General features: G+C 72.9%; 13 protein-coding genes, 1 tRNA gene and 1 other RNA gene. 6 read left to right on the top strand and 9 right to left on the bottom strand.

Translation table 11 applies throughout. From position 1 onward, the window contains the following. Window positions 1–21: 21 nt before the first annotated feature. The 3 genes from IR158_RS04285 (at window position 22) to IR158_RS04275 (ending at window position 1,248) form a co-directional block, all read left to right on the top strand. Window positions 22–216 (top strand): type II toxin-antitoxin system HicA family toxin, encoded by a 195-nt coding sequence (locus tag IR158_RS04285; protein ID WP_291809990.1) that lies wholly within the window; start codon window positions 22–24, stop codon window positions 214–216. Continuing rightward, window positions 213–593, top strand: a complete 381-nt coding sequence (locus IR158_RS04280; RefSeq protein WP_291809987.1) for a hypothetical protein — start codon at window positions 213–215, stop codon at window positions 591–593. Before IR158_RS04285 ends, IR158_RS04280 begins: the two co-directional genes overlap by 4 nt. Before the next feature lie 280 nt (window positions 594–873). Beyond that, window positions 874–1,248, top strand: a complete 375-nt coding sequence (locus tag IR158_RS04275; protein WP_291809984.1) for a tyrosine-type recombinase/integrase — start codon at window positions 874–876, stop codon at window positions 1,246–1,248. Window positions 1,249–1,843: 595 nt separating this feature from the next. On the opposite strand, the gene IR158_RS04270 is transcribed toward IR158_RS04275, so the two are convergent. The 3 genes from IR158_RS04270 to IR158_RS04260 all read right to left on the bottom strand — a co-directional run bounded on the left by IR158_RS04270 (window position 1,844) and on the right by IR158_RS04260 (window position 3,453). Continuing rightward, window positions 1,844–2,266, bottom strand: coding sequence for a hypothetical protein (locus IR158_RS04270; RefSeq protein ID WP_291809983.1), 423 nt, complete (start codon window positions 2,264–2,266; stop codon window positions 1,844–1,846). Window positions 2,267–2,655: 389 nt separating this feature from the next. Next, window positions 2,656–3,046, bottom strand: an RNA gene (gene rnpB / locus IR158_RS04265) — RNase P RNA component class A. Window positions 3,047–3,069: 23 nt separating this feature from the next. Then, entirely contained in the window at window positions 3,070–3,453 is a 384-nt protein-coding gene (locus IR158_RS04260) for a tautomerase family protein (protein ID WP_291809981.1), read from the bottom strand. A 52-nt stretch (window positions 3,454–3,505) separates the two neighbouring features. Between IR158_RS04260 and IR158_RS04255 the strand changes: the two genes are divergently transcribed. Further along, on the top strand, window positions 3,506–4,288 hold the full coding sequence (locus tag IR158_RS04255) for a peroxide stress protein YaaA (protein ID WP_291809977.1): 783 nt from the start codon (window positions 3,506–3,508) through the stop codon (window positions 4,286–4,288). Window positions 4,289–4,330: 42 nt separating this feature from the next. Here the strand turns inward: IR158_RS04255 and IR158_RS04250 are convergent, their stop codons facing one another. The 4 genes from IR158_RS04250 to IR158_RS04235 are packed head-to-tail and all read right to left on the bottom strand — an operon-like array spanning window position 4,331 to window position 8,178. Next, on the bottom strand, window positions 4,331–5,158 hold the full coding sequence (locus tag IR158_RS04250) for a histidine phosphatase family protein (protein ID WP_291809974.1): 828 nt from the start codon (window positions 5,156–5,158) through the stop codon (window positions 4,331–4,333). Window positions 5,159–5,210: 52 nt separating this feature from the next. Next, window positions 5,211–5,948: a C4-type zinc ribbon domain-containing protein gene (locus IR158_RS04245; protein ID WP_291809971.1), complete on the bottom strand. Its 738-nt coding sequence runs from the start codon at window positions 5,946–5,948 to the stop codon at window positions 5,211–5,213. Further along, window positions 5,945–7,132, bottom strand: coding sequence for a Nif3-like dinuclear metal center hexameric protein (locus IR158_RS04240; protein WP_291809969.1), 1,188 nt, complete (start codon window positions 7,130–7,132; stop codon window positions 5,945–5,947). The genes IR158_RS04245 and IR158_RS04240 overlap by 4 nt, the downstream gene beginning before the upstream one ends. After that, entirely contained in the window at window positions 7,129–8,178 is a 1,050-nt protein-coding gene (locus IR158_RS04235; protein ID WP_291809966.1) for a zinc-dependent alcohol dehydrogenase family protein, read from the bottom strand. The genes IR158_RS04240 and IR158_RS04235 overlap by 4 nt, the downstream gene beginning before the upstream one ends. Before the next feature lie 100 nt (window positions 8,179–8,278). Here IR158_RS04235 and IR158_RS04230 point away from each other — a divergent pair. Continuing rightward, window positions 8,279–8,352: transfer RNA gene (locus tag IR158_RS04230), tRNA-Val, on the top strand. 8 nt (window positions 8,353–8,360) lie between these two features. On the opposite strand, the gene IR158_RS04225 is transcribed toward IR158_RS04230, so the two are convergent. Then, window positions 8,361–8,834 carry a peroxiredoxin gene (locus IR158_RS04225; protein WP_291809963.1) on the bottom strand — a complete coding sequence of 158 codons (474 nt, stop codon included), beginning with the start codon at window positions 8,832–8,834 and terminating at the stop codon, window positions 8,361–8,363. After that, window positions 8,831–9,253, bottom strand: coding sequence for a DUF3052 domain-containing protein (locus IR158_RS04220; protein WP_291809961.1), 423 nt, complete (start codon window positions 9,251–9,253; stop codon window positions 8,831–8,833). Before IR158_RS04220 ends, IR158_RS04225 begins: the two co-directional genes overlap by 4 nt. A gap of 301 nt (window positions 9,254–9,554) precedes the next feature. On the opposite strand from IR158_RS04220, the gene aceE reads away from it, so the two are divergent. Then, window positions 9,555–12,302, top strand: a complete 2,748-nt coding sequence (gene aceE / locus IR158_RS04215; RefSeq protein ID WP_291809958.1) for a pyruvate dehydrogenase (acetyl-transferring), homodimeric type — start codon at window positions 9,555–9,557, stop codon at window positions 12,300–12,302. The last annotated feature ends 57 nt before the right edge of the window (window positions 12,303–12,359 follow it).

Below are 12,359 nucleotides of genomic sequence, written 5' to 3'. Positions count from 1 at the left end.
ACTCGACATAGACTACATTTCATGATCGCAGAGCAGCCCACCCGCAAGGTCACCCGCGAACTGCGGGCCGCCGGGTTCGAGCCGGTCCGCACGACCGGGTCACACACCTGGTGGGAGCACCCCAGCGGCAAGGGCATCGCGGTCCCGGACGGGCACCGCACCATCAGCCCCGGGGTGTACCGGAAGATCATGCAGGCGATCGAGGAGGCACGATGAGCACCACCTACACCGCGACCGCGGCCCGCGATGGCCGCTGGTGGACGGTCACCGTGCCAGACATCGGCGTCACCCAGGCGCGCCGGCTCACGGAGGTCGAGACCATGGCCCGCGAGCTCGTGGCGGTCACGCTCGACGTGCCTCTCGACGAGGTCGGCGTCCACGTCGTCGTCGCGAGGGTCGGCGACGTGGATGTCGCCGCACGGCTCGCGGCCATCCGCGACGAGCGCGCCCAGGCTCAGCGGCTCGAGGCTGCGGCGCGCGCGCACGCTGCGGCGCTCGCGCGGGACCTCGTCGCCCAGGACGTGCCACTGCGCGACGTCGGGGCGGTGCTCGGAGTGTCGCACCAGCGGGCACACCAGCTCGTGCAGTCCTGACACACCGACGCCCGCCCGCTCGGGGGCGCTACCTACGGTTCCGGACATGAGTCCAGATCATCCGTGGCCGCCGGCTGCGCGAGATGACGCACGTCGTCGTCTGGCACCGCGCCCCCGTGCTTCTCGGCGCACCGACGGCGCGCGTGATCCTCATGCACCCCGCTCACCGACGCGGCCCGCAAGCGCTTCCGTGCGATGTCCGTCCTGGGGGCGACGTCCGGGCGGCGCTCCGGGGAGATGCGCGGTCTGACATGGGACCGCGTTGTCGAGATCGACGGCGGTGCCGGTGCTGCGCATCGACCGGCAGCTGACGCGCGAGACGGTCGCAGCAGGGCGGCCGGTGCTCGGGCCGGTGAGGACGCCGTCGAGCGACCGGCGCGTCGCGATCAGGACGGCGTGGGAGGTGTGGCGCGCGGCCGCGGCGATCGCGGGCGCGCCGGGCGGGGACGGGTGGCACGAGCTGCGGCACTTCCACGCGTCGCTGCTCGTCGCCGGCGGCGCGTCACCGGTGGCCGTCACGCATCGCCTCGAGCACAGGGACGCGAACGAGACGCTGCGGACCTACGCTCACCTGTGGCCTGACGACGACGAGCGGATGCGCGACGCGTCCGACGGGATCATCCGGATCCGCGACGACGGCGCCGACGAGCGCTGATCCCACGACCCCGACTCCGGAATCCGGGGGCTGTGTGGGGGCTACGCGCCTCAACATGTCGCAACATCACGCGACCCCTGCGACCCCCATGAAGGCCGTCGCGGGACTTCCACCGGGGTTCTCTTGCAGTTCACAGGCTCGAAGTGCGGATGAGCCAGCCGGTACGCCCGGTACCGACGGCGGCCCATATGGCAGATGTGTGCACGATGCGGCGGATGACCGTTCTTAGGGCTGACCTGCCAGGACGCTGTTGGGCGCTGACGGTGAGCGTTGGGCCGTGGTGGTGCTCTTGCGGACTGGCTGCGGACTACGTAACTCTTCCGCCGTGCCCGATGCCGACGACTCTCTGCCAGGCCGGACGCTCACACCTCGGCAGATCGCTGACGAGCTCCACGTGGCTGTGTCCACCGCAGTGCTCTACATCCGGCACGGCGTTGTCCCCGGCGGCTTCCAGGTGGTGCCGAATGGTCGATGGCTCGTGGATGAGTGCACGTACCGGCAGTGGCGCGCTGACCGCACGGTCCCCCTCGACCGCAACCGGATCGAGCCACGTTCGGCTCGTTCACGCGCCGCACAGTCGCGACGCCGGGCATAGTCAGCCGCGGACGACCTGATCGTCGCCGAGGTCGCCGACGAAGCGCTCCGCGAGGTCGAGCCAGCCGGACCACGGCACCCCTGTGTACGTCGGCATCAGGTCCTGCGCATCATCGAGTGTCCAAGCGCCCTTCAGATAGGGCTCGACGCCGACCTCGCCGTGTAGGTCCCACGCGGCGATCGTTGCCCCCTGGCGTCGTTCGCTTCGTCCGATGATCTCGAAGTAGATGTCGTTGCGCCGATCGGCGCGGACCTGCGGGAAGCGCCTTGAGTACAACCACGGTCGCCAGGCGTGCCCGAACGCGAACTCTATGGTCATCTTCGTGCGGGTGATGGCCGTCACGCCGAGGGCGAGGCAACCCACAGCAAGGCCTTGGCCGAGATTGGTGAGCTGGTTGACCCGCGTGCCGGGCTCGGGTGTCATGTCGGGCAACCTACCGGCGAACGTGCCCTCAGCGACGCACCCCCGTCCGTAGCACGCTCGTCCGCCTCGGTGCGTGCGATAGCGGCACTACTACGCATCGCTGCTGATCCGGCACGGGGAGTCCGTGAAGACGGTCCAAGCGCGGCTCGGGCACGCGTCGGCGGTCGAGACGCTGGACACCTACAGCCACCTGTGGCCGGACTCGGACGACCGGACCCGCGAGGCTGTGGACGCCGTGCTCGGCACTCCTGCGGACTCCTCGCGGACTGCGGATGGGTCGCCGTAGCAGAAGGCCGGGAAGTGGACTGTTCACATCGATGAGGGGCGGGAGCGGAATCGGCATGAGGGACGTCGGGCCGTTGCGTCTCCTCAGGTCAGCGGCTCATGTGCGGATGAGCCAGCCGGTACGCCGGGTTCTGTCCCCGTGCGCGGTTGCCCTCGCACGGGTGGCGACCATCCATCTACGACGTACGTTGCCGCACGCCTCCAGCGGCCTACCCGGGAGCTCGGGCGGGCAACCCTCGAACGCTCCCTGTCTGGCCTTGCTCCGGGTGGGGTTTGCCGAGCCGCACCGGTCACCCGGCACGCTGGTGGGCTCTTACCCCACCGTTTCACCCTTACCGCGCCGTCCCGGCGAGCCGGTCCGTCGTGGCGGTCTGTTCTCTGTGGCACTTTCCCGCGGGTCACCCCGGGTGGGTGTTACCCACCACCCTGCCCTACGGAGCCCGGACGTTCCTCGGCAGGACCCGAGGGTCCTGACGCGGCCGCCTGGCTGACTCATCCGCGCGGTCAGCCTACCCGCGTCACACGTCGACGCGGTACGGCAGGGTCAGCTCGTCACCGGCGACGCCGCGGATGCCCCAGTGCGTCGGCGGGCTCTCGATGACCACGACCTCCAGGTCGTCGGCGCCCAGGCCGAGCGCGGGCGCGACGTCGTCGAAGAACGCGGCGATCAGCGCGCGGACCGCGCCCGGGCTGCGGCCCGTGAAGCACACGACCTCGACGACGAGGTATGCCGGGCCGCGCGGCGCGACGAGGTCCTCGTCGTCGAGCAGCAGGAACCGGTGGAACCGCTTGTCGTCCGGCAGCCCCCACGCCGCGACCAGCGCGCCGTGCACGGCATCGGAGACCTCCTGGCGGCGTGCACCCCACACCGAGCGGCGCCCGTAGACCTTGACCTGCGCCACGTCACACCCCTGACGTCGTCGGACGGCGGAGCGCACACCGTACCCTCGTGCGGTGCTCGTGCTCCTGCCGCCCTCCGAGGGCAAGACGCCCGCGCCCGCCGCCGCTCCCCCGCTCGACCTGGCGTCGCTGTCGCACCCGGGCCTGACGCCGGTCCGCGAGAAGGTGCTCGACGCGCTCGTCGCCGTCAGCGCCCGCCCGGACGCGTGCGACGTGCTCGGCGTCTCGCGCGGACTCGCGGACGAGGTCGCGCGCAACGTCGTGCTGCGCTCGGCGCCCGCGGCGCGCGCCTCACGCGTCTACACCGGCGTGCTGTACGGCGCGGCCGGGCTCGACACGCTGACCCCGGCGGCGCGCACCCGGGCGGTCGCGAGCGTGCGCGTCGTGTCGGCGCTGTGGGGCGTGCTGACGGTCGACGACGTCGTCCCCGCCTACCGCCTGTCGATGGGCACGGACCTGCCCGGCATCGGCCCGCTCGCCGCCGCCTGGCGCGGGCCGCTCGGGGTCGAGCTCACGCAGCGCGCCGAGGACGAGCTGGTCGTCGACTGCCGGTCGGCCGCGTACCGCGCCGCGTGGACCCCACCGGCCGGCGCTCGCTGGGTCGACGTGCGGGTGCTGCGGGAGGTCGACGGACGCCGCTCGGTGGTCTCGCACCACGCCAAGCACACGCGCGGCGTGCTGACGCGCCACCTCGTGACCCGCCGCGGCCGCGAGCCGCGCGACGCCGACGAGCTGGCGCACGCCGCGAGCGCGCTGGTCGGCGACGCGCTGCACGCCGTGGAGCTGGGCCCCGAGCCGCGACGCGGGCCTCGCACGCTGTCGCTCGTCGTCGTCTGACGCGACCGGCGCCAACGGCCCGGCGTCATCAGCGGCCGGGCGTCACCAGCCCTCGCTGGGTGCGCCCGCCACCGCGATCTCGTCACGGCGGTCAGCGAACAGCCGCACGATGCTCACCGAGGCAGGCGCCACGCGCAGCTGGCTCCACGTCCCGGGGTGGGCGCCCATCGTCACACCGAGCGCCGCGCGGATCGCGACCGCGTGCGACACCACCACGACGGTCCGCGGCCCGCCCTCGCGCAGTCCGTCCAGTCCGCGGCGCAGCCGCACGCCGACGTCCGCGATGGACTCACCACCGGGCGGGCGCACGTGGCCGTCGGTGTGCCACGGCTCGAGCACCCCGGGCCAGCGCTCCTCGATCTGCTCGGCCGTCAGCCCCTGCCACTGCCCGAAGTCCGCCTCCTGGAAGGCCGCGTCGGTGCGCAGCGGCAGCCCCAGGCGCTCGGCGAGGATCGCGGCTGTCTCCTGCGTGCGGACCATCGGGGAGGCGACGATCTCGCTCGGGTACTCGATGTCGCCCCACAGGTCACGGCCGACGCGGTGGACGAGCGCCGCGGCAGCCGCCGCCTGCGTCCGCCCGAGGTCGTCGAGCGACGGCCCGGGTTCCGAGGAGCCCGAGTACCCGCGCGAGACCGTCATCGCGGTCTGGCCGTGCCGCACGAGCACGACCGTCGTCGGCTCGTCGTCGTCGAACCGGGGAGCGGTCCCCGACGGCCGCACGGCACGGAGCCGCGCGCCGCCCTGCCCCGCAGCCGACGTGCCGGAGCCCGCGGGGTCCGCCCGCGTGGGTGCGAGGGGCTCGGCGGGTGACCCGGACCCGCCCTCCGGTCCGGCGGGCGGGCTGGCAGGACGTCCGGGTGCGCTGGTCATCCGCACATTCTTCGCGGCTGCGGCCCGCCGGTCCAGCGCACCGCGCCGCCCCTCAGGAGTCGGTGAGGCGGACCAGGATGCGCCCGCACTCCTCGCACCGGACGACCGCGTCGGCCGGACGCGCGCGGATGGCCTCGAGGTCCTGACCGTTCAGGTCGAGGCGGCAGCCCTCGCACCGGTTGCCCCGCAGCGCGGCGGCGCCGCTGCCGCCGAGCTGGCCCCGCAGCCGCTCGTAGAGCGCGACGAGACCCGCGTCCAGGCCCTCGGCAGCACGTTCGCGCTCGGCGCGCACCCGCGCCGCCTCGGCGTCCAGCTCGGCGTACCCGGCGTCCCGCTCGGCGACGACCTTGTCGCGGTCCGCGACGAGGGCACCCTGCGCCTGCTCGAGGTCGCGCAGCACGGCCTCGTGCGCCTCGAGCCGCTCCATGACCTCGAGCTCGACGTCCTCGAGGTGCGCCTGCCGCGCCGCGAGGCTGGCGAGCTCGCTCGTGAGTGCCTGCGCGTCCTTGGCACCGACCTGCCCGCCGTCGAGCCGCTGCTGGTTGCGGGCGGCGCGGCTGCGCACCTGGTCGACGTCGGTCTCCGCCTTCGCCACCTCGATGCGCAGGTCGGACGCCGCGGTCCGGGACGTCACCAGCGCGGAGTCCAGGTCCGCGAGCTGCGAGTCGAGCTCGACGAGCCGCGCGAGGGCCGGGAGCGAGCGCCGCTTGTGCGCGAGCTGCGCGAGGCGGGTGTCCAGCTCCTGGACGTCGAGGAGTCGGCGCTGGTCGGCTGCGGGAGCGGTCGTCACGTGGTTCCTTCCGGCGGGGACGTCTGCGGCACATGACCCGTCCACGGGTCGGTGCGCCGCGTGCTGACGCGGGTCTCCACCGTAGTGCCCGTGGCCGCCAGATCGGCCCGCAGCGCGTCGGCGGCGCGCGGCAGCCACAACCACTCCGAGGCGGAGTGCGCGACGTCGACCAGTGCGGGACGCGGTGGTCCGTCGCCCGCCTCGAACGCGGCGCGCTCCTGCTGCTCCGAGGCCGGGTGGTGCCGCAGGTCGGCGGTGACGTACACGTCGACGTCCGCGGCGCGCACGGCGTCGAACAGCGAGTCCCCCGAGCCGCCGAGCACCGCGACGCGCCGCACCGGCATGTCGGGGTCGCCGGCGTACCGCACGCCCTGCGCGGAGGCCGGCACCGCGGCGGCCACCGCCGCGGCGAAGTCGCGCAGCGGCATGGGGGCGCGCAGCGCGCCGACACGACCCAGCCCGGTCTCCCCGGGCAGCGCGGCGAGCTCCAGCACGTCGAACGCCGGCTCCTCGTACGGGTGGGCCGCCCTCATCGCGGCGACGACACGCGCTCGCAGGCCACGCGGCGCGACCATCTCGACACGCGCCTCGGCGACGTTCTCGCGGCTCCCCACGGACCCGACCGCGGGAGACGCGCCGGGCAGCGGCGTGAACGTGCCCTGCCCGGTGGTCGTCCACGCGCACCGTGCGTAGTCGCCGACCTCACCGGCGCCGGCAGCCGCGAGCGCGTCGACCAGGGCGTCCGCGCCCGTGACCGGCACCATGACGACGTGCTTGTCGAGCGCGGGCGCGTCGGCCGCGACGAGCGGCTCCGTGCCGACCAGGCCCACGGCGTCGGCCAGCGCCTCGGCCACGCCACCGCGCGCCGCGTCCGCGTTGGTGTGGGCCGTGTACAGCCCGCAGCCCGCCCGCACGAGCCGGTGGAGCAGCGCGCCCTTGTACGTCGTCGCGGCCACCGAGTGCACGGGCCGCAGCAGCAGCGGGTGGTGCGTGACCAGGAGGTCCGCGTCCCAGGTGATCGCCTCGTCGACGACCGTCGCCACCGGGTCGACGGCGAACAGGACGCGCCGCACCGGCGCCGCCGGGTCGCCCGCGGCCAGGCCGACGCGGTCCCAGGACTCCGCGGTCCGCGGCGGGTAGCGGCCGTCGAGCGCCGCGACGACGTCGGCGAGGGTCGCGGTCACGGCAGGACCAGCGCCTTCGTGCACGTGCGCTCGTCCATGGCGCGGTACGCGTCGGCGATGTCGCCGAGCGCGAAGGTCGCGTCGAACACCAGGCCCGGCTCGATGGTCCCGGCCCAGACGTCCGGCAGCAGGCCCTCGATGTAGCCGCGCACGGGTGCGACCCCGCCGACCACGCCCTTGTTGGCGGAGAACATCGTCTGCACGGGCAGCTCCGGACCTCCCGCGGGGACGCCGACGAACCCGACGCGCCCACCGGGCCGCACGGTGGCCAGCGCCTGGGCCATGGACTCCTTGGTGCCCACGCACTCCAGCACCCCGTCGGGCCCGACGCCGTCGAGCAGGTCCACGACGGCCGCCGCACCCTCGTCACCGCGCTCCGCGACGACGTCCGTCGCACCGAACCGGCGCGCGAGCGCCTGCCGTGCCGGGTTGCGGGAGAACGCGACGATCCGCTCGGCCCCGAGCCGGCGCGCCGCGATGATGCCGCACAGGCCCACGGCGCCGTCACCGACCACCGCCACGCTCGAGCCGGCGTGGACACCGGCGGACAGCGCCGCGTGGTGACCCGTGCCGAGCACGTCGGTCAGCGTCAGGACGTGCGGCAGGAGTGCGTCGTCGGGGTGCTCGGGCGTCACGACGAGCGTCCCGTCGGCCAGCGGCACACGCACGTACTCGCCCTGGGCGCCGTCCGACGCGATGCCCTCGTGGTCCGGCGACCCCCACCAGGCGACCTGCTCGCAAGACGTGTGGACGCCGTTGCGGCAGTGCGCGCACGTGCCGTCGGCGATCGAGAACGGCGCGACGACGAAGTCGCCGACCTTCACCCGACGCACGCCCGAGCCGACCTCCTCGACCACGCCCACGAACTCGTGGCCGATGCGCTGCGGCTGCTTCGGGGGACGCACCCCCCGGTAGCCCCACAGGTCGGAGCCGCACACGCAGGTCGCGACGACCCGCACGACGGCGTCCGTGGGGCGGTGGATCACGGGGTCCGGCACCTGCTCGACGCGCACGTCGCGGGGGCCGTGGATGACGGTGGCTCGCACACCCCGAAGCCTACGCACGAGCGCCGCTACGAGCGTCTGCCGCGGCGTGCCCCGCACGTGCGGCAAGGGCCGGGCGCGCCGGTAGGCTGACCGACCGCAGGGGCCTGTAGCTCAGTTGGTCAGAGCGCCGCGCTTACACCGCGGAGGTCGCCGGTTCGAGACCGGCCGGGCCCACCCCTCGATCACGCCGGCAGCGCCGCGAGCGCCTCGCGGTACGCGGACAGGGGGCGCGCCTGCCCGCGGGGGTTCACCACGCTCCAGCGCACGACCCCGTCGGCGTCGAGGAGGAACGAGCCGCGCAGGGCGTGTCCCGTGGTCTCGTCGAACACGCCGAAGGCACGCGCTGCGGCGCCGTGCGGCCAGAAGTCCGACAGCAGGTCGAACGTGTAGCCCTCCTGCTCCGACCACGCACGCAGCGTGAACATGGGGTCGCACGACACGGCCAGCAGCCGCACCCCCGCCTCGTCGAAGGCCGCGACGTTGTCGCGCAGCTCGCACAGCTCACCGGTGCAGATGCCGGAGAAGGCGAACGGGAAGAACACGACGGCGACCGGTGTCCCCCGCAGCTGCGAGAGCTCCACCGGTGTGCCGTGCGTGTCCGGCAGCGTCAGCTCCGGCGCGCGCGTCCCGAGGAGTGGGACGCCCGCGGCGGTCACTTGCCGCGGCCGCGCGTGGAGAGCCGCGTCGCGGACCAGTCCGGGCCGATGGCGAAGGTCGACATCGCGTGGAGGCCCGACGTGGTCGCCGCCTCCTCGATGTCGGAGTGCGACACGTGGCCGGCACGGCCTGCCTTGGGCGAGAACACCCAGATCGGCCCGCTGTCCTCGAGCACGCTCGTCGCGTCGACGAGGGCGTCCGTCAGGTCCCCGTCGTCCTCCCGGAACCAGATGATGGCACCGTCGGTGACGTCGTCGTAGTCCTCGTCGACGAGCTCCGTCCCCGTCACGGCCTCGATACGCGTACGGACGTCGGCATCGACGTCGTCGTCGTAGTTCAGCTCCTGGATGACCTGCCCGGCCGTGAAGCCGAGGCGGGTGACCGCCTGCGTCGCGGAGTCGTCCGCGGTGGATGACACGTGGCCCGTTCCCTTCTCCCCCGGTGCGCCGCACTGTCCGCAGACCCACCTGTCGATGTCGGCACACGTTAGCCCACCGCAGGCAGGGGGGCGCTGGCAAGAGGGCGATCAGTGCGCGTGTCATGGACGTCACGCCACTCGAGCGGCACCACGGTGTGACTTTCGGGGCCGGACGGACCGAGAATGGTCCGACGGCCCGCAACCGCACCCGCGCCACCGCGCAGGTCGCCGGCGGCAGGCAATGCAGCGGGCTGTGGTGCCACCAGGCACCGGGCGCGCACGAGACGCAGAAGGAGCACCGGTGGCTTCCATCGACGAGACGGGTCCGCTCATCGGCGGCCTGCTCAGCCAGGTCCCCGACATCGACCCGGAGGAGACCGGTGAGTGGGTCGAGTCGCTCGACGGGCTGATCGACGACAAGGGCGGCCCGCGCGCGCGGTACGTGCTCATGAACCTCCTGCGGCGCGCGCGCGAGCGCAACGTCGCGATCCCCGCGTCGCTCAACACGCCCTACGTCAACACCATCGCGGTCCACAACGAGCCGTACTTCCCCGGTGACGAGGTCATGGAGCGCCGCTACCGCTCCTGGATCCGCTGGAACGCGGCCGTCATGGTGACGCGCGCGCAGCGTCCTGGGGTGGCCGTCGGCGGGCACATCTCGTCCTACGCGTCGGTGGCGACGCTGACCGAGGTCGGTCTCAACCACTTCTTCCGCGGCAAGGACCACCCGGGCGGTGGCGACCAGGTCTACTTCCAGGGCCACGCGTCCCCCGGCGTCTACGCCCGTGCGTTCCTCGAGGGTCGCCTCTCGGAGCACCAGCTCGACGGGTTCCGTCAGGAGCTCTCGCACCCGGGCGGCGGGCTGCCGTCGTACCCGCACCCGCGTCTGGCGCCCGAGCTGTGGGAGTTCCCCACGGTGTCGATGGGCCTGGGCCCGGCGTCGGCGATCTACCAGGCGTGGACCAACAAGTACCTGCACAACCGCGGGATCAAGGACACCTCCCAGCAGGACGTCTGGGCGTACCTGGGCGACGGCGAGATGGACGAGCCGGAGTCCCGCGGGATGCTCCAGCACGCAGCGCAGCAGGGTCTGGACAACCTGACGTTCGTCGTCAACTGCAACCTGCAGCGGCTCGACGGCCCGGTCCGCGGCAACGGCAAGATCATCCAGGAGCTCGAGGCACAGTTCCGCGGTGCCGGCTGGAACGTCATCAAGGTGATCTGGGGCCGCGAGTGGGACGTGCTGCTCAACGCCGACAAGGACCGCGCGCTGGTCCACCTGATGAACACGACGCCCGACGGCGACTTCCAGACGTACCGGGCGGAGAACGGCGCGTTCATCCGCGAGCACTTCTTCGGCCGTGACCCCCGCACCAAGCAGCTCGTCGAGAAGATGACGGACGACGAGATCTGGGCGCTCAAGCGCGGCGGGCACGACTACCGCAAGCTCTACGCGGCCTACAAGGCGGCCCGCGAGCACACCGGGCAGCCGACCGTGATCCTCGCGCACACGATCAAGGGCTACGGGCTCGGCTCGGGCTTCGCCGGGCGCAACGCGACGCACCAGATGAAGAAGCTGAAGCTCGACCAGCTCAAGACGCTGCGCGACTCGCTGCACATCCCGATCACCGACGAGCAGCTCGAGGCCGACCCGTACCTCCCGCCGTACTACAACCCGGGCCCGGACGACGAGGCGATCCGCTACATGCTGGAGCGCCGCCGTCAGCTCGGCGGGTTCGTCCCCGAGCGGCGCACCGAGCACACCAAGCTCACGCTGCCGGGCGACAAGGTGTACTCGGGCCTGGCCAAGGGCTCGGGCACGCAGGAGGTCGCCACGACCATGGCGCTCGTGCGCCTGTTCAAGGACCTCGTGAAGGACAAGGAGTTCGGCCACCGCCTGGTGCCGATCATCCCGGACGAGGCCCGCACCTTCGGCCTGGACTCCATCTTCCCGAGCGCGAAGATCTTCAACACCAACGGCCAGAACTACATGGCCGTGGACCGCGAGCTCATGCTCTCGTACAAGGAGTCCGAGTCCGGTCAGATCATGCACACCGGGATCAACGAGGCCGGTTCCGCATCGGCGTTCCAGGCCGTCGGCACGTCGTACGCGACGCACGGCGAGCCGCTGATCCCGTTCTACTTCTACTACTCGATGTTCGGGTTCCAGCGCACGGGCGACCAGTTCTGGGCGGCCGGTGACCAGATGGCCCGCGGCTTCCTCATCGGTGCCACCGCCGGCCGCACGACGCTGACGGGCGAGGGCCTGCAGCACGCCGACGGCCACTCGCCGCTGCTCGCGGGGACCATGTCGCACGTCGTGCACTACGACCCCGCGTACGGGTACGAGATCCGGCACATCGTCCGCGACGGCATCGAGCGCATGTACGGCGAGACGGCGGACGGCCGGGACAAGGACGTCATCTACTACCTGACGGTCTACAACGAGCCGATGGTCCAGCCGGCCGAGCCGGAGGGCGTCGACGTCGAGGGGATCCTGCGGGGCATCCACCTCATCGCGCCGGCCGAGGGCGACGGGCCGCGCGCCCAGATCCTCGCGTCCGGTGTCGCGGTGCCGTGGGCGCTCGAGGCGCAGCACCTGCTCGCCGAGGACTGGGGCGTGCGCGCCGCGGTGTGGTCGGTGACGAGCTGGAACGAGCTGCGCCGGGACGCGCTCGCGGCCGAGCAGGCGGCGTTCCTGCACCCGGGCGACGAGATCCGCACGCCGTACCTCACGCAGAAGCTGCAGGGCGCGGAGGGTCCGTTCGTCGCGACGACGGACTACGACCACCTCGTCCCGGACCAGGTCCGCGCCTGGATCCCCGGTCGGTACGCCACGCTCGGCGCCGACGGGTTCGGGTTCTCGGACACGCGCGCGGCGGCACGTCGGCACTTCAAGATCGACGGACCCTCGACGGTCGTGCGGGTGCTCCAGCAGCTGGTGCTGGAGGGCAAGCTCGACCCGTCGCTCCCGGCGCAGGCGATCGAGCGCTACCGGCTCCACGACGTCACGGCGGGCACGTCCGGCAACACGGGCGGCGACTCCTGACCTCCCGCTGACACGAGGACGCCCCCGGCCGTACGGCCGGGGGCGTCCTGCGTCCTG

The sequence above is a fragment of the Cellulomonas sp. genome, from assembly GCF_015234515.1.
GTDB lineage: Bacteria > Actinomycetota > Actinomycetes > Actinomycetales > Cellulomonadaceae > Cellulomonas.
Note: the sequence above shows the minus strand (reverse complement) of the source record. Positions and strands in the feature narration are given on the sequence as shown.